The 20,394-nt window shown below is 68.5% G+C and carries 12 protein-coding genes, 1 tRNA gene and 3 pseudogenes; 4 read left to right on the top strand and 12 right to left on the bottom strand.

Features of this window, described 5'->3' with window-relative positions; all coding sequences use genetic code 11:
* Nucleotides 1-2,853 (bottom strand): isoleucine--tRNA ligase, encoded by a 2,853-nt coding sequence (gene ileS / locus ACESMR_RS13605; RefSeq protein ID WP_373047622.1) that lies wholly within the window; start codon nucleotides 2,851-2,853, stop codon nucleotides 1-3.
* 333 nt (nucleotides 2,854-3,186) lie between these two features.
* On the opposite strand from ileS, the gene ACESMR_RS13600 reads away from it, so the two are divergent.
* The 4 genes from ACESMR_RS13600 to ACESMR_RS13585 all read left to right on the top strand — a co-directional run bounded on the left by ACESMR_RS13600 (nucleotide 3,187) and on the right by ACESMR_RS13585 (nucleotide 8,251).
* Nucleotides 3,187-4,101, top strand: a complete 915-nt coding sequence (locus tag ACESMR_RS13600; protein WP_373047645.1) for a RimK family alpha-L-glutamate ligase — start codon at nucleotides 3,187-3,189, stop codon at nucleotides 4,099-4,101.
* A gap of 38 nt (nucleotides 4,102-4,139) precedes the next feature.
* Nucleotides 4,140-4,787: a DsbA family protein gene (locus ACESMR_RS13595; protein ID WP_373047621.1), complete on the top strand. Its 648-nt coding sequence runs from the start codon at nucleotides 4,140-4,142 to the stop codon at nucleotides 4,785-4,787.
* Nucleotides 4,788-5,048: 261 nt separating this feature from the next.
* The gene (locus ACESMR_RS13590) at nucleotides 5,049-6,011 is read left to right on the top strand and encodes a hypothetical protein (protein ID WP_373047620.1); all 963 of its coding nucleotides are present in this window, start codon (nucleotides 5,049-5,051) and stop codon (nucleotides 6,009-6,011) included.
* Nucleotides 6,012-6,190: 179 nt separating this feature from the next.
* Nucleotides 6,191-8,251, top strand: coding sequence for a (Fe-S)-binding protein (locus ACESMR_RS13585; protein WP_373047619.1), 2,061 nt, complete (start codon nucleotides 6,191-6,193; stop codon nucleotides 8,249-8,251).
* 79 nt (nucleotides 8,252-8,330) lie between these two features.
* Here the strand turns inward: ACESMR_RS13585 and ACESMR_RS13580 are convergent, their stop codons facing one another.
* The 11 genes and pseudogenes from ACESMR_RS13580 to dnaA form a co-directional block, all read right to left on the bottom strand.
* Nucleotides 8,331-8,972, bottom strand: coding sequence for an ankyrin repeat domain-containing protein (locus tag ACESMR_RS13580; RefSeq protein ID WP_373047618.1), 642 nt, complete (start codon nucleotides 8,970-8,972; stop codon nucleotides 8,331-8,333).
* A gap of 89 nt (nucleotides 8,973-9,061) precedes the next feature.
* The gene (locus ACESMR_RS13575; protein ID WP_373047617.1) at nucleotides 9,062-9,880 is read right to left on the bottom strand and encodes a hypothetical protein; all 819 of its coding nucleotides are present in this window, start codon (nucleotides 9,878-9,880) and stop codon (nucleotides 9,062-9,064) included.
* A gap of 52 nt (nucleotides 9,881-9,932) precedes the next feature.
* On the bottom strand, nucleotides 9,933-10,460 hold the full coding sequence (locus ACESMR_RS13570) for a peptidase M54 (RefSeq protein WP_373047616.1): 528 nt from the start codon (nucleotides 10,458-10,460) through the stop codon (nucleotides 9,933-9,935).
* Between the two features lie 99 nt (nucleotides 10,461-10,559).
* Nucleotides 10,560-10,630: transfer RNA gene (locus ACESMR_RS13565), tRNA-Gln, on the bottom strand.
* A gap of 17 nt (nucleotides 10,631-10,647) precedes the next feature.
* On the bottom strand, nucleotides 10,648-11,643 hold the full coding sequence (locus ACESMR_RS13560; RefSeq protein WP_373047615.1) for a 3-oxoacyl-ACP synthase III family protein: 996 nt from the start codon (nucleotides 11,641-11,643) through the stop codon (nucleotides 10,648-10,650).
* A gap of 143 nt (nucleotides 11,644-11,786) precedes the next feature.
* Nucleotides 11,787-12,704: pseudogene (locus ACESMR_RS23850) on the bottom strand (DNA gyrase subunit B); the annotation flags it as partial.
* 15 nt (nucleotides 12,705-12,719) lie between these two features.
* Nucleotides 12,720-14,360, bottom strand: a pseudogene (locus ACESMR_RS23845) (LAGLIDADG family homing endonuclease); the annotation flags it as partial.
* Nucleotides 14,361-14,432: 72 nt separating this feature from the next.
* A pseudogene (locus ACESMR_RS23840) lies at nucleotides 14,433-15,989 on the bottom strand (DNA gyrase subunit B); the annotation flags it as partial.
* Nucleotides 15,990-16,135: 146 nt separating this feature from the next.
* Nucleotides 16,136-17,263, bottom strand: a complete 1,128-nt coding sequence (recF, locus tag ACESMR_RS13550; RefSeq protein ID WP_373047613.1) for a DNA replication/repair protein RecF — start codon at nucleotides 17,261-17,263, stop codon at nucleotides 16,136-16,138.
* 81 nt (nucleotides 17,264-17,344) lie between these two features.
* Complete coding sequence (gene dnaN / locus ACESMR_RS13545) at nucleotides 17,345-18,448, bottom strand: DNA polymerase III subunit beta (protein WP_373047612.1); 1,104 nt, start codon at nucleotides 18,446-18,448, stop codon at nucleotides 17,345-17,347.
* Between the two features lie 501 nt (nucleotides 18,449-18,949).
* A complete protein-coding gene (dnaA, locus tag ACESMR_RS13540) occupies nucleotides 18,950-20,329 on the bottom strand; it encodes a chromosomal replication initiator protein DnaA (RefSeq protein ID WP_373047611.1) in 1,380 nt (459 codons plus the stop codon).
* Nucleotides 20,330-20,394: the final 65 nt, after the last annotated feature.

Below are 20,394 nucleotides of genomic sequence, written 5' to 3'. Positions count from 1 at the left end.
TCAGCCAGCCACGGCGGCGGTGCACCGGGGGCAGAGCTCGGGATGTGCCGGATTCTGGCCGCGTTCGGTGGTCCAGGTCCAGCAACGGACGCACTTCTCACCCCTCGCCTGCTCGACTGCCACGGTGAGGCCTGCCACCCCCTCGCCCGGGAGGCCGTTCGGGGCGGCGCCCTCGACCAGCTCCACCTGCGAGACGATCAGCTCGGTGGGGAGCTCCGCCTGGTATTGGCGGAGGAAGGCGAGCAGGTCGCCCTCGGCCTCGAGCACGACGCGGGCGTCGAGGCTCTTGCCGATCTTCTTCTCCCGGCGAGCGACCTCGAGGTGCTTGGAGACCGCGCCCCGGACCTCGAGGAGCCGCTCGTAGCGGGTGAGCAGCGCCTCGTCGGTGGCGCCAGCCTCGGGAAGGCCTGCGTGGAAGACCGAGGCCTCGCGGTCCGCCTCCCCGGGGAGGAAGCCCCAGGCCTCCTCCGCGGTGAAGGAGAGGACCGGCGCCAGCAGCCGCACCAGATCGCGGGCGATGGCGTAGAGCACCGTCTGCGTGGCGCGGCGCTCCTTCGAGTCGGCGCCGTTGCAGTAGAGGAGGTCCTTGCGGATGTCGAGGTAGACCGCGCTCATGTCCACCGCGCAGAAGTCGAGCGCCGCCTTGTAGGCGAGGTGGAACTCGTAGTCCTCGTAGGCCTTGCGCACCCGCTTCGTGAAGACGCCGAGACGCTGCAGCGCCCACCGCTCCAGCTCCGGCAGCTCCGAGGCGGCCACGGTGTGCTGCTTCGGATCGAAGTCGAAGAGGTTGGAGAGGAGGTAGCGCAGCGTGTTGCGGATCTTGAAGTAGCCCTCGCCGAGCTGCTGGAAGATCCCCTCGGAGGTGCGGATGTCGTTGCGGTAGTCCTCGGAGGCGACCCAGAGGCGCATTACTTCCGCGCCGTAGCGCTCGATCAGCTTGAGCGGATCGACGTAGTTGCCGAGCTTCTTGCTGATCTTGCGGCCCTCGCCGTCGACGACGAAGCCGTGGGTGAGCACCGCCTTGTAGGGCGCCTTGTCACGGGTGCCCACCGAGCAGAGCATCGAGGAGTGGAACCAGCCGCGGTGCTGGTCGGAGCCCTCGAGGTAGAGGTCGGCAGGCACGCCGAGGTGCTCCTGGCCGTCGAGGACCGCCGCGAACGACACACCCGAGTCGAACCAGACGTCGAGGATGTCGTTCTCCTTCTTGAAGGAGCTGCCGCCGCACTTGCCGCACTTCGCGTCGCCGGCGAAGTCGGAGGCGGGCCGCGCGAACCAGGCGTTGCCGCCCTCTTTCTCGATGTGCTGCGCGGCGCGCTCCATCACGTCGGCGTCGACCAGCGCCTCGTCGCAGCCCTCGCAATAGAGGACGGTGATCGGCGTGCCCCATACGCGCTGGCGGGAGATGCACCAATCCGGCCGGTTCTCGATCATGCCGTGGATGCGCTCGCGGCCCCACTTCGGGATCCAGCGGACCTTGTCGATCTCCTCGAGCGCCTCCTTGCGGAGGTCGTTCTTCTCCATGGAGATGAACCACTGGTCGGTGCCGCGGAAGATCACCGGGTTCGAGCAGCGCCAGCAGTGCGGGTAGCTGTGCTCGAGCTTCTGCTGCTGGAGCAGGTGGGCGCTCTCGGTGAGCATCTGGATCACTTCGGCGTTGGCGTCGAAGACCCGCTTGCCCTGGAGGCGCGCGCCGGCGGCGTCGGTGAAGTAGCCGCCGTCGTCCACCGGGTTGAGCACCTCGAGGCCGTACTTCAGACCGACCTCGTAGTCCTCCTGGCCGTGCCCGGGGGCGGTGTGGACGAGGCCCGTGCCCTGCTCCAGGGTGACGTGCTCGCCGAGGATCACCTGCGACTCGCGGTCGAGGAAGGGATGGCGGTAGCGCACGCCCTCGAGATCCTTGCCCTCGACGTAGGCGACGATCCGCGAGGCGTCGGTGAGGGAGGCGCTGGAGAGCTCGGCGCCTGCGAGCTCCACGTCCTTCAAGGCCACGTGGTCGGGGGCCACCGCAGCGAGGAACTGCAGGAGCAGATCCTTCGCCACGATCACCGTGCGATCGCCGAGGCGGTAGGCGACGTAGGTGAACTCGGGGTGCACCGCCACCGCGAGGTTGGCGGGCAGGGTCCACGGGGTGGTGGTCCAGATCGCCACCTGGACCTTCTCGCCCTGGAGCTCCGGCTGCTGGAGGCCGGCGGTGACATCGAAGCCGACGTAGATCGAGGGCGAGGTGTGATCGGCGTACTCGACCTCGGCTTCGGCGAGGGCGGTGCGATCGAAGATGCACCAGTAGACCGGCTTCTTGCCCCGGTAGAGGCCGCCGCGGGCGGCGAAGCGGGCGAGCTCCCGCACGATCGCCGCTTCGTAGCCGAAGTTCATAGTGAGGTAGGGGTTCTCCCACTCGGCGAAGATGCCGAGGCGCCGGAACTCCTTCCGCTGCACGTCGATCCACTCGGTGGCGTAGGCCCGGCACGCGTCGCGGATCTCGTTCTTCGACATCTCGCGCTTCTTCGGCCCGAGCTTCTTGTCGACCTGCAGCTCGATGGGGAGGCCGTGGCAGTCCCAGCCCGGGACGAAGCGCACCGCCTTGCCCTCCATCGCGCGGAACTTCACCACGAAGTCCTTCAGGACCTTGTTGAGCATGTGGCCCTGGTGGATGTGGTTGTTCGCGTAGGGCGGGCCGTCGTGCATCACGAAGCGCTCGCCGCCCTTCGCGTTGCGCTCGAGGAGGCTCTCGTAGATGCGCCCCTCCGCCCACTTCTCGAGGATGCCGGGCTCCCGCTGGGGCAGGTTCGCCTTCATCGGGAAGCCCGTGCTGGGCAGGTTGACCGTCTTCTTGTAGTCCGGGGCCTCGGCCATCGACGCCTCTCCAGGGTCCGCGCGTGAAACGGCACTCGTTATCGCCGCGGGATACCCGCGTCAAGCAGCGCTCTTGGCGGATTTCGAGGGGTCCTGGCCCATGCCCGTGGGGCATGCGAGGGAGCAGGGGCAGGGACCCGCGCTGCTGGCCTGGACCTGGGGCGGCGTGTAGTGTGCGGGCCGTTTCGAACCCCGAACCGTTCGACTCTCTTCCCCATGAGCACGCGCCCCCGCGCACAGACGCCCCCCGACGCACCGAAGGACGAGAAGCGGCAGAGCCGCGCGCGCCCCGTGAAGACCCGGGTGCGGGCGAAGCCGCCGCGGGGCGAGCGGATGAAGATCGTCGTCCTCTCCCGCAAGAAGTCGCTCTACACCACGCGGCGGCTGGTGGAGGCGATCAAGGCCTGGGGCCACGTGCCCCTGGTCCTCGACACCCTGCGCTGCGATCTGATGCTGGAGAAGGGCAGGCCCCAGGTCTTCTACGAGGGCAAGGCGGTGGAGGGGGTCGGCGTTGTCATCCCCCGGATCGGCGCCTCGATCACCGCCTACGGCCTCGCGGTGGTGAATCAATTCGACATGATGGGCGTGCCGGTGCTCAACAACTCGGTGCCGATCGCCCGCTCCCGCGACAAGCTGCGGAGCCTGCAGCTCCTCGCCCGCTTCGGCTGCGACATGCCCCGCACGGTGATGATGCGGGACCGGCGCGACCTGGCGAAGGCGGTGGAGCTGATCGGCGGCCTGCCGGTGATCGTGAAGCTGCTGCAGGGCACCCAGGGCGTCGGGGTGATGCTCGCCCACACGCACAAGGAGCTGCAGTCGCTCCTCGACACGATGTGGACCCTCGACCAGGAGATCCTCCTCCAGGAGTTCATCGCCGAGTCCCGGGGCAAGGACGTGCGCGCCCTGGTGGTCGGCGATCGGGTGGTGGGCGCGATGCGCCGGGTGGCCCGGGTGCAGGGCGAGTTCCGGTCCAACATCCACCGCGGCGGACAGGGCGAGCCTGCGGCGCTCTCCCGGAGCTACGCGGAGGAGGCGGTGCGCGCCGCCCGGGTGATGGGGCTCGAGGTCGCAGGCGTCGACATGCTCGAGTCGACGGCGGGGCCGAAGATCACCGAGGTCAACTCGAGCCCGGGGATCGAGGGGTTGGAACGCGCCACGGGGATCGACGTCGCCGGCGCGATCATCGCCCACGCGGTGGAGTTCGCCAGGGCCCGGGCCTCCGGCTGGACCCGCCAGCGCCAGATCTGATGTTTGTTGTTTCGAATTTCAGGGATACGCAGGAAGACATGGAAACGATCGAGATCATCCTCCACCACGACGTGCTCTGCGGCTGGTCGTGGCTCGCCGACAAGAGGCTCCGCGCGCTCTCCGACGAGCTCGGCGGGCTCTTGCGGATCGATTACCGCGCCTACCCGCTCCGCATGGAGGAGATGGTGCCCACCGACAAGGAGCGCGAGGCCGAGATCAAGGCGCTGCGCAAGGTGGGACGGGAGAAGGACGGTAAGGGGATCACGGCGGAGCTGTGGCGCTCGGCCGATCCGCCGCGGACCTCGCTCCCGCCGCTCGTCGCCATGGAGGCCGCGCGGATCGTCGGCGGGATCGGGGGCCGGGACCGCATGCTCGCCGCGATGCGGCAGGCGGCGCTGGTCCGGGGCCTCAACGTCTCCCGGGACGACATCCTGATCGAGCTGGCGGAGCGCTGCGGCCTCGACATCGGCCGCTTCGGCACTGCGCTGCGCAACAGCGGGACGAAGCGCCTCGTCACCGATCCCTGGGAGGAGGCGTGCCGCCACGGGATCGAGGCGACGCCCGCGGTGCTGGTCGGTGGCGAGTGGCTGCTCACGGGCACCCGTACCGTGGAGGATTACCGGGAGACCATCGAGCGCTTCGTGGAGAAGCGCTGCCTCTATGTCCCCTCCCGTGTGGTCCACTAACCCGGTTCGGGAGGCCTCCAGCCATGCGCGGCCCGCCGGCTTATCCGGCGGGCCGTCGTCGTTCCTGCGGCGCTTTCTCGTCCTCCGGGTGGCGAAACGGCGGCGGAGCCAATCGTTTTCTATGACGCATTGCGCCTTGCAGACTTCTTGACCCCTTGGCGGGGCGGACCTAGCTTCAGGGCCTTGCACGCTGAGCGGGAGCGCTACAGCTCTCCTGCTCGGGGACCGGCGCGGGACGGCGCCGCATGGGAGGAGAACCGAATGAACCGCATCATGAAGAATGGTTTCCTGGCGCTGGTATGCGTCGCCCTTGCCGGTGGCGTGGTTGCCTGCGGTGACGACGACGACGACAACGGCGGCAACGGCGGGACCGGTGGAACGGGTGGCACCGGTGGCACGGGCGGCACCGGCGGGACCGGCGGCAACGGATGCCCGGCGACCGAGGCCCTCGACGTGGACGGCACCGTGGCGGTGAACCCGCTGGCAGCTGCCTTCCTCACCGCCACCAGCGGCACCTTCCCGAGCCTCGAGGGGCTGACGGTGCGCGCGGTGGATCCGATCAAGAGCCTCGGCGGCTCGCCCGACGCGGTCCTCGGTGAGACCACCACCGACGCCAGCGGCAACTTCTCGTTCACCGACCTCGACGTCTCGGAGATCGTCACCGGCGCCGTCGTCACCGTGAGCGGCACCGGCTTCGCCGACTCGACCCAGGCCCTCTGCCTGCCCGAGACCGACGAGAACGATTGCTACGTCCGCTGCGCCCTCGCCTCGACCGACGAGAACTTTACCGCCTTCGCGGTGGCCAGCGACTTCCAGGATGCACTCGAGACCGCACAGGGCGGCGCGACGCTCCTCGACGATGGCTACGTCCTCGGCGTCGCTGCCAACGACGTGGGCCAGCCGCTTCCCGGCGTCACCATCAACGCGGCTCCCGCTGCCGACGTGACCTACCTCGCCCTCGACCTCTCCGACGCAGGCACCAGCGAGACCACCGCCACCGGCTCGTTCATCGTGCAGCCCGGCGGCATCGTCTCGCTGAGCCCCAGCGCCGACGACACCACCTTCATGCCGGCCAGCCAGCCGGTGGGCCAGAGCGAAGGCGTGGCGTTCCAGGTCTTCTTCATCGCCACCGACGGCGGCGGCGGCTCGGGTGGCGCCGGTGGTGCGGGCGGCGCTGGTGGCGCCGGCGGTGCCGGTGGTGCGGGCGGCGCTGGCGGCATGTAATGCGCGGCGCGGTCGCTGATCGGCCGTGACGAAAGGGGCCGGGGCGCGTTCGCCTCGGCCCCTTTCCGCTTAAACAAGTGTCGCGGGGCGGTTGCGCAGCGCGTCGCCCGCAGCTAGGTTGCGCCTCTTGCGCCATCCGGCCGTGTTTCTCGAGGGCCAACTGCCGCGAAGGAGCCCGCATGTCCGCCCCCTTCGAACTCACCACGATTCTCACCCTGTGCCTGCTGGTCCTGGCGCTCGGCATCTTCGCCACCACGATGACGCCGCGGATGCAGATCCTGCTGCGCCTGCAGCACGAGGATTTCCGCTTCCGCGACCTCGGTGAGCGCACGAAGCGGCTGCTCAAATTCGGCTTCGGCCAGAAGCGCCTCGTCGATCCCGAGGAGTTCACGCCGGGCCTCGCCCACGTCCTCATCTTCGCGGCGTTCATGGTGCTGGCGCTCCGCACGGTGACGCTCTTCGGCATGGCCTTCGGTGGCTGGGATTTCCACCTGCCGCTGCTCGGGGCGAACAGCCCCATCGGCCAGGCCTACCTGATCCTCAAGGAGATCGTGGTGGCGGGCGCGCTCCTCGGCGCGAGCTACTTCCTCTACCTGCGCCTCGTCGTGAAGCCGGACCGGATGACCCGCTCCGGCGAAGCGGTCTTCATCCTCGGCATGATCATGGGCCTGATGATCACCGAGATCATGTTCGAGGGCGCCCACATCTACATGTTCGACGGCGGCCAGGGACATTGGTTCTCGCCGCTGGGCAACGTGATGTCGGGGATCTACGGGGCGCTGGGCGCCTCCACCGAGACCGCCTGGTTCATCGGCCGCGCCGCCTGGTGGGCGCACATCGTCCAGATCCTCGTCTTCTTGAACTTCCTGCCGCTGGGGAAGCACTTCCACGTCATCACCGGCCTGCCCGACGTCTTCTTCCAGCGGCTCGATCCGCAGTACCGCCCGGCGAAGATGGACCTCGAGAACTCCGAGACCTTCGGCATCCAGAAGGCGGACGAGCTCACCTGGAAGATGGCGCTCGACCCCTACTCCTGCACCGAGTGCGGCCGCTGCCAGACCCACTGCCCCACCTACGTGACGGGCAAGCCGCTCACGCACAAGGGGCTCAACAAGACCATCCGCCTCCACCTGATGGAACAGGCGGAGGTCCTCGCCGCCGGCCCCGAGGCCCGGGAGCAGCTGCCGGATCTCGTCCCCAACATCGTCAATCCCGAGACGATCTGGGCCTGCACCACCTGCGGCTGGTGCGAGACCGCCTGCCCGGTCTTCATCGAGAACATCCCCCGCATCATCGACATGCGCCGGCACGAGGTGCTGGTGAAGAGCGAGTTTCCGCCGGAGGTGACCCGCGTCTTCAAGGGGCTCGAGACCCAGGGCAACCCCTGGAACCTCGGCGCCACCTCCCGCGGCGACTGGGCCGAGGGGATGAACGTCCCCACGGTGCAGGACAACCCGGAGTTCGAGTACCTCTGGTTCGTGGGCTGCGCCGGCTCCTACGACGACCGGCAGAAGAAGGTGACCCAGTCGCTTGCCAAGGTGCTCAACGCCGCCGGCGTGAACTACGCGATCCTCGGGAACGAGGAGACCTGCAACGGCGACAGCGCGCGGCGCATCGGCAACGAATATCTCTTCCAGATGCTGGCGGAGCAGAACATCGAGACCTTCAAGACCTACAACGTCAAGAAGATCTTCAGCCAGTGCCCGCACTGCTTCAACATCCTCAAGAACGAGTACCCGGCGCTGGGTGGCGAGTACGAGGTGATGCACCACAGCCAGCTCATCGCCGAGCTGCTCAAGGACAAGCGCATCGTCCCCACCGAGAAGTTCGACGAGCTGGTCACCTACCACGACGCCTGCTACCTGGGCCGGCACAACCAGGAGTACAAGGCGCCGCGCAAGACCCTCGAGGCGATCCCGGGGCTGAAGATCGTGGAGATGGCGCGGAGCGAGCGGCAGAGCTTCTGCTGCGGCGCCGGTGGCGGCCGGATGTGGATGGAAGAGCACGTCGGCACGCGCATCAACCAGAACCGCGCCAAAGAGGCGATCGACACCGGCGCGAAGACGGTGGCGGCGAACTGCCCCTTCTGCATCACCATGCTCAAGGACGGCATCAGCGAGCTCAACGTCGAGGGCGTGGTGGTGAAGGACATCTCCGAGCTCCTCGCCGACTCGATCAAGCTGCCGGTGATCGCCGGCGACGCGGTGGAGAAGAAGTCCGAGTCGGAGCAGTCGGCGTAGAGCACGCGGCTCGGGCTGGAAACGAACGAGGGCGCCTTCTCCTGCGGGAGGGCGCCCTCGCTCCTTCCTGGCGCCCTGTTCAGCGCAGCAGTGGGAGCACCGCCACGTGCCCGTTCTTCTCAGCGAGCGCTGCCGCGGTCTCGCCTGCATCGGTGCGCGCCTCGCGATCGGCGCCGCGCTCGAGGAGCAGCGAGACGATCACCCCGTGCCCCGCAGCGGCGGCGTCGTGGAGCGGCGTGAACCCACCCCGCTGCGCCACGTTGGGATTGGCGCCCATCACCAGCAGCTGCTCGACGATCGGCCTGCTGCCTGCGGCCACCGCTGCGTGGAGGGGCCGCAGCCCGCACTCGTTCGCCGCGCGGGCGTCGACGTCGGCACCGTGGCTGATGAGGAGCTGCGCCAGCACCGGCCTGCCGAAAAGGGCGGCGAGATGGAGCGCGGTGAAGCCATCCGGGGAGACGTGCCGCGGCGCGACGTCGTCCTGCCGGAGGATTCGCACCAGGGCCTCGAGCTGGCCCAGCGCCGCGGCCTCGAAGATGTCCAGGCCGTCGTGGAGGAGCAGCTCCACCAGCGGCTCCTGCTTCCGATAGAGAGCGCGGAGGAGCGCCGAGACCCCATCCGGCCCACGGGCACGGCGCAGCTCGGGATCCGCCTCGAGCCACACGGCGAGATTCGCTGCGTCACCCTCTTCCACCGCCTGCACCACGTGCCGGTGATCCATCGCCCGCCCCTGCGCGTCGCTTGAAATCGAATGTGGGATGTGGGCAGTTTCGCACGTTTCGGCAGCGGCGCAATCTCTTACTCCATGTGTCAATCCGCGGCGGGTTCGGGGATCGCCTCGACCACGGCGGCGACGTGGCGCCGCACCAGCGCGCGCGCCTCCTCGAGGGCGGCGGCGCTCCGCGGGTCGTAGCCGAGGCAGAGCACCACGTCGTCTTCCGGCGCTGCTGGAGATCCCAGGAAATCGTAGTCGACGAGCCTGGGCGTGGGCTCGCCCAGATCGTCCCTGGCGAAGCGGCCGAAGATCACCGCCCCACCCGGCCGTCCCGGCGCGGTCTCCTTGAGCGAGAAGAGCGCCCGCACCGCCTCGAGGGCCGGGCCGTGCGCGACGAGCGCGTCGAGATCGACGGGGCCGCCCACCGCCGCCTCGAGGAGCTTCACGCAGCCGCGGACGAATTCGACGTCGGTGACCACCAGGCCGTAGCGGTACCAATCGGGCAGCGCCGCCCGGATCAGCCGCGCCTGCGGGGCGTTGAGCCAGAGGAAGGAGGGGCACTCGAAGCTCTGGCAGGTGTTCGAGTTGTAGGCGCCGCAATCGCGCAGATCGGTGCCGTCGTTGACGAAGGGGTGCGCGAGGCAACCGACCTGGGTGCGCTCCTCGTTCACGAAGCCGAGGAGCGGGCAGAGCCGCACCGGCGGGAACATCGGATCCTTGTCCCAGCGGCGCAGGCTCTTCGCTGCGGCCTGGAAGGCCTCGGCGGTCTTCGGCAGCGGGCGGATCGTATCGGTCCTGCGGTGGAGCGCCCTGGCGAGGGCGGCCCGGGAGTGGTCGCGGAAGTTGTAGAGACCGCAGCAGGCGCCACAGGAGGCGCCGCCGCCCGGCTGGCAGAGATGGAAGGGAAGAGCCACGCTGCGACCGTCGCCCGTCGGCGGCCGACGGTCAAGCGCGCACGGGCCCGGCTCAGGGCTGCGCGTTCTTGATCAGCTGCTGCTTGCAGGGCGCGCAGAAGCCGCCGCTGCGCCTGTCGAGATCGTCCGCGCGCTCGGGCAGGTTCATCACGCAGCGGGCGTCGTCGCAGCTCCGCAGCCCGATCGCCTGGCCTGCACCCCACAGCGACATCAGCTGCACCCGGCGGGTGAAGCGCTCGTCGTCACGGCCGTCGCGCAGGCGCGAGAGGCCCACCACCGCCGCCCGGAAATCGCGATCGCCGTCGCCGATCACGTAGTCCATCTCGGGCTCGAAGAGATCGATGTGGCCCAGGGCGAGGATCGCGTCGCGACCCGGCTTGAGGTGGGCCTGCCCCAGCTTGCGCACGATCGCCGAGGCGTTGTGCTGCTTGCGGGTGGGGTTGAAGGCGTACTGCGGTTCGGCGAGGCCGGGATCGATCACCGTCACCAGCTCGAAGTGCTGCGCTGCGGTTGCCGCAGCGAGCTCCAGCAGCCCACGGTGTACGTTGCCCAGCGATACGACGCTCAGTGTTCCAGCCACGCCCGACCCTCCCCACGGCGGACGACGCCTCCGATCCCGAGCTGCGGATCAGAGGGTGGCACACGGGGCCTTTGAGCAGGCCCCGTGCGCCCAGATTGACTGCGGTGGATGGATTCGAACCATCATTAAGAGATTCAAAGTCTCTTGTCCTACCCTTGGACGACACCGCAGCAAGAACGCGCGCAGTCTACCAGCGCATGACCGCGCCGGCCCAGGTGAATCCTGCGCCGAATGCTCCCAGAGCAACCCAGTCGCCGGGCTTCACGCCCCGCTCCTCGACCCCTTCGCAGAGCGCGATCGGAATCGAGGCGGCGGTGGTGTTGCCGTAGCGCTGGATGTTGTTGAAGACCTGATCGTCGCGCAAGCCGAGCGACTTCTGCGCCGCCTCGGCGATGCGGAGATTTGCCTGGTGCGGAACGAAGAGCTTCAGGCTCTCGGTGGTCGCCCCGGCCTTCGCCAGCACGCTGCGCACCACCTCGGGCATCCGCACCACCGCGTGTTTGAAGACGGTGGAGCCTTCCATCCGCGGGAAGTGCATGCCGTCGGCGAGCATCGATTCGCTCAGCCGCGGCTGGTATTTCGAAGCGGGCGCCTCGGTCCAGAGCTGCTTCGCGTAGCGGCCGTCGGCGTGGAGCTCGATGGCGTGGATGCCGCGCGACTCGTCGTCGGTGGCCTCGATCACCGCGGCGCCGGCGCCGTCGCCGAAAATCACCGCCACGTCACGGCCGCGGGTGCTGACGTCGAGGCCGGAGGAGTGGACCTCCGCCCCGACGAGGAGGATGCGCTCGTAGACGCCGGCGCGGATCCAGGCGTCGGCGACCGAGAGGCCGTAGACGAAGCCCGAGCACTGGTTGCGCACGTCGATCGCGGGCACGCCGGGGATGCCGAGTTTGGCGCCGAGGAAGCAGCCGTCGCCGGGGAAGTTGTGGTCCGGCGAGAGGGTCGCGTAGACGATCGCGTCGATCTCCGCCGCCTCGCGGCCCGCAGCAGCGAGGGCCTTCTTCGCGGCCTCGAGGGCGAGATCGCTGGCGCCGACGCCGTGCTCCACCCAGCGGCGCTCGCGGATCCCGGTGCGCTGCTGGATCCATTCGTCGCTCGTCTCCATCCACTGCGTCAGATCCGCGTTGGTGACGATGCGATCGGGAACGTGGAAGCCGATGCCGGAAATGTAGGCGCGCGTCATCTCGGACCCTCCGTTCACGGGCGGGGGATCGTGCACGGCATGGGACTTCGGGGCAAGTGGCTCGCGCACCAGGCCCCACTACGGCGAGAGCCGGCGCCCTGGTGGGAGCCGGCTCTCGCGGATATGCGCTCCGAGGGCAGCGATCAGACGTCGAGGTTCTGGACCTCGAGGGCGTTCTTCTCGATGAAGTCGCGGCGCGGCTCCACCGCGTCGCCCATGAGCACGGTGAAGATCTGGTCGGCCTCCACCGCGTCGTCCACACGCACCTGCAGCAACGTGCGGGTGGCGGGATTCATGGTGGTCTCCCAGAGCTGCTCCGGGTTCATCTCGCCCAGCCCCTTGTAGCGCTGGATCGACTGGCCCTTGGCGGCGTCCTTGTTGATCAGGTCGAGGACCTGCTGCACCGACCGCGCCTCCGCCTCGCCGCTGCCCACCGACATCCGGTAGGGCGCCTCTCCGAGGGCGGCGAACTCGGCGCCGAAGCGGCGGAGCTCCTGCGCCTCGGGCGAGCCGAGGAAGGCGTAGTCGAGCACGGTCTCGCGCCAGGTGCCGGCGCCGTGGCTGCGCACGGTGACGCGCTTGCAGCCGTGCTCCTCGTCGTCGCCGACGAAGAATTGCAGCGGCATCGCCTCGGCGTGGTGCTGCTCGACCCAGCTCTGCAGCTTGCCGAGCTCCGCCTCGAGGGCGGCGCGATCCTGCAGCAGCGCCTGGTCGATGGCGGTGGCCTGCACCATCGAGTCGACCACGCGGCCATCGCGGCGGCGGTCGACCTTGGCGATCAGCGTGCGGTAGTCGAGGATCCGGCGGGCGATGGCCTTGAGCGCCTCGCCCGTTCGATCGCCGTCCGGCGTGTGCAGGGTGCAGCCGGCGACGCCCATGTCCATCAGGTACTCGTCGAGGGCGCGCTGGTCTTTGAGGTAGGTCTCGCGCTTGCCCTTCTGCACTTTGTAGAGCGGCGGCTGGGCGATGTAGAGGTAGCCGCGCTCCACCAGCTCCGGCATCTGCCGGTAGAAGAAGGTGAGCAGCAGGGTCCGGATGTGCGAGCCGTCGACGTCGGCGTCGGTGTTGTGGCAGCAGATGCCCCCGATTCCGGCGACGAAGTTCTCGTCGCCGTCCACGGAGAAGTCGTAGACGAAGCCGTTGCTCGCCTCGACCTCCGTCACCGATTCGACAGGAAGCGCGACGAGGTCGCCGTCGATCGCCTCGAAGCGACGGTTGACGCTCGGCGCCTCGGATGCGAGGCGCTGGCGGATGCTCTCCGCACCTGCGTGGTCACGCCATGCGGACTCGATGGCGGCGAGATCCTCGCGGGCAGCCACGGTGAGCTGGTGGTGGTCCGCCCGGGTCACCACCGCGCTGCCACGGATCTCCCGTTCGACGCCGTCGGGTGCGCGGATCGAATGCGAAGCAGTCGCGCCGAGCGAAGCGAGCAGCGAGAGCAGGCCTGCGGCGAGATCGGGCGACGAGGTGTAGAGCACCACGCGTCCGCTCGTTGCCGTGCCGTCTCCGAGCAAGAAGCCCCGGAGGAAGGCGAGCCGCAGATCCCGCGACACGTTGAAGACCAGGTCCGGAATCCGCTTGGTCAGCGAGTCCGCGCCGGCGAAACCGAAGACGTGCTGGAAGACCAGCGCAGCCACCCGATTGACCAGGCTGAGCGTGCCCGCACGATCGGGGCTCTCGTAGACCGTGGGCTGGATGCCGAAGACGTGCTCGATCGAATCGGCGAACTCCCCGAGGAAGCGGGCGTTGCCCTTGCCGATCGTGAGCCGGATCCCGTTGCGATCGGAGACCGAACCCTCGGCGACGAAGAAGCCGAGGAGCTTCATCAGCTCGGGCGAGACGTCGACGAAGCGGCGAATCGCCTGGTCCGCGTAGTGCTCGGGGGTGAGCTCGACGTCGTCGCGCGACGCGAGCCACTCCACGTCCTCTGCCTCGAGGGCCGAGAGCCGCACGTAGGGCTTCACGCGGTTCTTCGCCGCACCCTGCTCCTCCCACACCCGCTCGAGACGGCTCGGGCCCACCTGCACGCGCGCACGGTAGCTCTCCACGTCGGCACCGATCGCCTCGAGCCAGCGGTCGAAATGCGTGACCGTGGGCCGGGAGGTACCCTTCTCCCAGCCGTAGAAGGTGACGGGCTGGCGGATGCCGATCCGCTGGCAGAGCTCGGCCTTGCCGACCTTGCCACGGCGCAGCGCCGCGAGCTCGGCACGTACGTCGGCAGGGATCTCGACGCGGGCCTCGCTGTAATCCGGCCGGTCGGCGTACTCGGCGCGCACGCGCTCCTGGAAGAACGCCTGCACGCCGGCGCCGCGCACCCAGACCTGGCTCGCCGCCTGCGGCACTCGGTGCAGCGCGCGGAGCAGATCGATGCGCTCGGGGGCCTGCTCCGGCAGCGGCATCGTGCGCGGCGCGACGACCCGGTCGCCGGGGCGAATCTCGTCGCCGCGCTTGAGCACCACCTCGCCGTCGACGAAGGCGAAGACGGAGTGGCTGGCGGTGACGCGAACCGAACGGCCGTAGGCAGTGCGGATCTCGTAGAGCGGTTCGGTGACCTCGTGGCGGATCACCTTGCGGATGGGGCGGAACCGCAGCTGGTGATCCTCGAGGCCGAAGCAGAGCACCTCGCCGAGGGGCGCGCCGTCCGAGAAGTTGGTGAGCGCCGAGTAGCTACCCTCCTCGGCAGCAGGATGCTGCGCGAGGGCGCCGTCGATGAACTCGCCGATCCGTACCTGCCGAACCTCGCCCGTGGTGCTGGAGGTCTGGCCTCCGCGCACGAAGACCGGCTCGCGGCCGTCGACGCTCATCAGGATGATGCTGTGGTAGCGCGCCTTGTCGGGGTTGTAGTCCTCGCGGCCGATGCCCGTGCCGAGCGCGGTGATCAGCGTGGCGATCTCGGCGCTGGATAGCATCTTGTCGAAGCGCGCCTTCTCCACGTTGAGGATCTTGCCGCGCAAGGGGAGGATCGCCTGGGTGCGGCGATCGCGCCCCTGCTTGGCGGAGCCACCTGCCGAATCACCCTCGACGATGTAGAGCTCGCTCTTGGCGGGATCGCGCTCCTGGCAGTCGGCGAGCTTGCCCGGCAGCGACGCGGTGTCGAGGGCGCCCTTGCGGCGCACCGTCTCGCGGGCCTTGCGGGCGGCGATGCGGGCGCGGGCTGCGTCGCCGACCTTCTGCGCGATCCGCTTGGCGACCTGGGGGTTTTCCTCGAAGAACTGGCCGAGCCGATCGTAGACCACCGCTTCGACCACGCCCTTGATCTCGGGGTTGATCAGCTTGCCCTTGGTCTGGCTGTCGAACTGCGGGTTGGGCAGCTTGACGCTGATCACCGCGCACAGACCTTCGCGCGCGTCCTCGCCGGAGGGGCTCTCCTTGAGATCCTTCCAGAGGTTGTTCTTGGTGGCGTAGTTGTTGACGGTGCGGGTGAGCGCACCCTTGAAGCCGACCAGGTGCGCGCCACCGTCGCGGGTGTTGATGTTGTTCGCGAAGGTGAAGACGAGATCGTCGTAGGTGTCGTTGTACTGCAGCGCGATCTCGACGCCGACGCGCAGGCCCCCTGCATCGACCTCCTGCATCACGTGCACGGGCTTGTCGAAGAGCAGCGACTTGTTGCGGTTGAGGTGCTCGACGAAGGAGGCGATGCCGCCCTCGTAGACGAAGTCGTGGCTCTTGCCGGTGCGCTCGTCGGTGAGGGTGATCTGCAGGCCGGCGTTCAGGAACGCCAGCTCCCGCAGGCGCTGCGCCAGCGTGTCGAAGTTGTAGTCCCGCTCGCCGAAGATCTCGAGGTCGGGCTTGAACTTGATCTTGGTGCCGGTGCGCTTCGCCTCGCCGGTGACCGCGAGCTCGGAGGTGGGGACGCCCCGGGCGTAGGTCTGGTGGTAGAGCTTGCCGCCGCGGGCGATCTCGAGGTCGAGGTATTCGGAGAGCGCGTTGACGCAGCTCACGCCCACGCCGTGCAGGCCGCCGGAGACCTTGTACGAGTTGTTGTCGAATTTGCCGCCGGCGTGGAGCACGGTGAGCACCACCTCCGGGGTCGGCCGACCCTCGGTGGGATGCATCTCGGTGGGGATGCCGCGGCCGTTGTCGGAGACGCTGATCGCGTTGTCGACGTGGACGGTGACGTCGATGCGGGTGCAGTGGCCTGCCAGGGCCTCGTCCACCGAGTTGTCGACGACCTCCCAGACGAGGTGGTGCATGCCGGTTTCGTCGGGAGGCCCGATGTACATGCCGGGGCGCTTGCGCACCGCCTCGAGCCCTTCCAGCACCGTGATCGACGCAGCGGAGTAATCGCTGCCGGCGGCGGCTTCGGGGGCGACGGGGGTCGCAGCGGTTTCGGGATTGTTGCTCAATCGAGGCCTCGATCGCGTGGGATTTCGCCTGTTTTCTCCGCGTTTTGGGCGACGGAGGAGCGGTTGCTCATCGATACCATGTCGGAGCGACGCGCCACAAGTGAAATAAAAACAGGAAAACCCGCGAAATTCTTCCGCTTTTCCCCTTATCCAGAGGAGCTGTCGGCGGGCCGATCCATGGGCAGGAAGATGCCGTCGCGCACGGTGAAGAAGCGAGCGTCCGGTCCCGCCGCTGCAGCGACGAGCGTGGGGTCGGTGGTGCTGAGGAGCACCTGGCCGTCCAGCGAGGCCAGATATTCCATCAGCTGGGCGTTGCGCTGCCGGTCGAGCTCGCTCGAGACGTCGTCGAGCAGGAGCAGCGGCTGGAAGCCGAGCATCTCGCGGAGGTTTTCGATCTCGGCGATCTTGAGGGCGAGGACCACCGCCCGCTGCTGGCCCTGCGAGGCGTAGGTCCGCGCAGGACGGCCCTGGAGCTGGATGGAGAGCTGATCGGCGTGGGGGCCCACGCTGGTGAAGCCCCGCTCCCGATCGCGCGGCAGGCGCCGCGCCAGCTCCTCCAGGAGGCATCCAGCCACAGCGGCCTCGTCGGCGGCACCCTCCACCACCGGCGGCGCGTAGCGGAGCCTGCCCTCGAGCTGCCCCTGGGAGAGCCGTCCCAGCACCTCCTGGAAGCGGGGCGCGAGCTCGGCGAGGAAGCGGCGGCGCCTGGTGACGATCCGGGCGCCGGCCTTTGCGAGCGGCTCGTCGAAGGCCTCGATCACCGCCGGATCCGTCTGCTCCCGGAGGAGGCGGTTGCGGCTCTTGAGCGCCCGGGCGTAGGTGCGGCTCTCGCCGAGGAAGGCGGGGAAGCGGTTGAAGACCGCCCGGTCGAGGAAACGGCGCCGCACCTCGGGACCGCCCTTGATCACCGCGAGGTCGTCCGGGGTGAAGGCGACCACCGCCACGCCGCCGAAGTAGTCCTCGAGGTCCTTCACCTTCTTGCCGTCGACCAGCGCCTGCCGGGTGCCGTCCTCGATGTGGACGCCGACGACGCGGCGGGCGGAGCCGAGCTCGAAGGCACCCTCGATCCTGCAGGCCTTCGTGCCGAAGCGCGGCAGCTCGGCGAGCCGGGCGGTGCGCAGGGGCTTCAAGGTGGCGAGCAGGTAGACCGACTCGAGGAGGTTGGTCTTCCCCTGCCCGTTCGGCCCCACGATCACCGTGGCGCGCGGGCCGGGCTCGAGGTCCGCCGCCTCGATGTTGCGGAAGTCGCGAAGGCGGAGGGCGAGGAGGCGCACGTGGACTTTCGGGGCTCGATACACGTGGGGCCGCGGCCCTGGTCGGCGCGGCCCCGCGGGAAGGAGGGATGGGCGCCCGGATCAGATCCGGACCGGCATCACCACCGCGGTGTAGGTCTTGTCGTCGGCGGGATGGACCACACCGGGCGAGAGGTCGTCGTGGAGCTCCAGCTCCACCTCGTCGGCGTCGATGACGTTGAGCACGTCGATCAGGTAGCGGGCGTTGAAGCCGATGGTGATCGTCGCGCCGTCCGAGTCGAGGGGCAGCTCTTCGCGGGCCTCGCCGAGGTCCGGGTTCTGGCTGCTGATCCGGAGCAGGCCGTCGGTCACCTCGAGCTTCACCGTGTGCATCTGGTCCTGCGAGAGGAGCGAGACGCGCTTGAGCGTCTCGACCAGGCGGGGGCGGCCGAGGCGCAGGGTGCGCTGCGACTCCCGGGGAATGACCTGCTCGTACTCAGGGAACTGCCCGTTGATGAGCTGCATCACCATGGTGAGACCCGGCCGCCGGAACACGCCGGAATTCTCCGCGAAGCCGAGCTCCGCCTCCTCGTTCCCCTCGGCGAGCAGGCGCTTCAGCTCGTGGATGCCCTTGCGGGGAACGATCACGCCGCGCTTGAGCTGGAAGTCGCCCTCGATCGGACGCTCCACCAGGCTGAGGCGGTGGCCGTCGGTGGCGACCATGCGCGCGCCGCCGCCGGCGATCGGCTGGAAGAAGACGCCGTTCAGGTTGAAGCGGGTCTCGTCGGTGGAGACCGCGAAGGCGGTCATCTCGATCATCTCGAGGAGCTGCTTCGGCCGCACGTTGACGAAGGGGACCTTCGCCATGGCCGGCAGGGCGGGGAAGTCCTCCGCCGGCATGCCGACGATGCGGAAGTGGGACGAGCCGCAGGTGATCTCGACGTAGTTGTTCTGGGTGCGCTTGAGCACCAGGGTGGGCTCGGGGAGCGTGCGCACGATGTCGTAGAGGTGCTTGGCGGAGACGGCCAGGCGCCCCTCCTTCATCACCTCCGCACGGTGCTCGCTGGTCACGCCGATCTCGAGGTCGAACGCGGTGACGCTGAGCATCCCGGGCCTGGCCTCGAGGAGGACATTGGCGAGGATCGGCATGGTCGACTTCTTCTCGACGATGCCCTGCGCCCGGTAGAGCGCCTTGGAGAGTTCCTCGACGGCGATCTGCAGCTCCATGATTTCCGCCCGCCCTTCTGAGATCTCGATCAGGAGATCATTAGAGATCTAGATCGTAGCAGATCGTAGGGCGTGTGGATCTGTGGAGAGTCGCCAGAGAGTGTTGAAATCGCTGGCGAAAGATGGCCACGGGGCGCCGGATCGATCTGCGGATCCAGGGGAGGCCGGTTGTGTAGCACCGGGCTTCGAACCGAGTCAACGCCGCCATCCGCAGCTTCCACACGCCGATCCACAGCAGGATCCGCGAAGAGGACACACGATCGATCACATCCGGACGCTTGTTCAGCCGAAGGCGATCCGAAGCCGATCCGCAAGGGATCGACCGCTGATCCACAGGGTGATCCAAAGCCTGTGCACAAGTGGGATCACAGGCCGGGCTCCGGCGTGTGCGGGGATCGCACCGCGGGTGTCTTTGACCCAGAGCGGTTCGGGCCCAGGAACGAAGATGCCGCCCGTTCCGTGGGGAAGGGCGGCATCTCGAATCGCTGTCTCCTCGCCTATTCAGCGCGTGATCCGCTGCTCGATCTCCTCGAGCTCCCTGGCGAAGTTCGGCGTCTTGTCGCGCTCGGTGGCGATGCGCTCCACCGCGCTCATCACCGTGGTGTGGTGCTTGCCGCCGAAGGCCGCGCCGATCACCGGGAAGGAGGCGTCGCTGATCAGCTTGCGGCAGAAGTACATCGCCACCGCTCGCGACCTGGCGATGGGGCGCATGCGCTTCTCGCCACAGAGCTCGCTCACCTCGACGCCGTAGTAGGCGGCCACCGTCTTCTGCACGTCCGGGATGCTGAGCGCCTGCTTGGCAGGGAGCATGTCCCGGAGGACCTCCTCTGCATAGGGCACGGTGAGCGGCCTGCCCGTGAGGTGCGAGTGGGCGGTGAGCCTGGTGAGCGCACCCTCGAGATCGCGGACCGAACGGGAGATCGCCGAGCAGACGAACTGCGCCACGTCGTCGGGGAGCTGCAGGTTCTCCAGCTCCGCCTTGCGCTTGAGGATCGCGACGCGGACCTCGAAGGGCGGCTCGTAGATGTCGGCGGTGAGGCCCGAGGTGAACCGGGTCCGCAGCCGCGACTCGATGTTGGGCAGCTCGTTCGGATGGATGTCCGAGGTGAGGATGATCGCCTTGCCGGCGTTCTGCAGGTCGTTGAAGGTGTAGAAGAACTCGTTCTGGGTCTCCTGCGCCTTCTTGAGCACCTGGATGTCGTCCATCATGAGGACGTCGACTTCCTCGCGGTACTTCTTGCGGAAGTCCTCCATCCGGCCCTTGCGCAGCAGCACCACGAACTCGTTCAGGAAGCGCTCCGCCGAGGTGTAGACCACCCGGAGGTTCGGCTCCCTGGCGAGGATGCGGTTGCCGATGGCGTGGAGCAGGTGGGTCTTGCCCAGCCCGGTGCCACCGTAGATGAAGAGCGGGTTGTAGATGCGGCCCGGCCTGTCGGCGACGGCGGAGGCGGCTGCGGCCGCCAGCTGGTTCGAGGGGCCGACGACGAAATTCTCGAAGGTGAAGCGCTCGCTGAGCAGCGGCCTGCGGAGCTGGTTGGGATCCACCTCGCCGAGCTCCGCGTCGTCGATGCCGGCGTCGGAAGAGCCGCTCTCCCGCGCGCCGGGCGCGAGGCCACCTGCGCCGGCGGCGCTGGGATCGATGACGAAGTCGATCTCCACCGCGACGGTGGTGGCGGCGTGGACGTGCTTGCGGAGCACGTCACCGTAGTGATCGAGGATCCAGTCGCGGGCGAAGAGGCTGGGCACGCCAATGGTGAGGCGCGACTCGTCGTGGCCCACGTAGGTCAGCTGGCTGAGCCAGTTCTTGTAGACATAGTCGGGGGTCGAGTTGCGAAGGCGCTCGACCGCCTCGCTCCAGAAGGAGGGCGCTGCACCACTCATCGGGACCACCTCTCCCCGCATCGATTCAGCACGCACCCGCCCCTCCGGTTGTTCCACAAATTGTC

The organism is Vulgatibacter sp., assembly GCF_041687135.1.
Classification (GTDB): Bacteria; Myxococcota; Myxococcia; order Myxococcales; family Vulgatibacteraceae; genus JAWLCN01.
The sequence above is the reverse complement of the archived record's forward strand: the minus strand, read 5'-3'. Positions and strand labels throughout refer to the sequence as shown.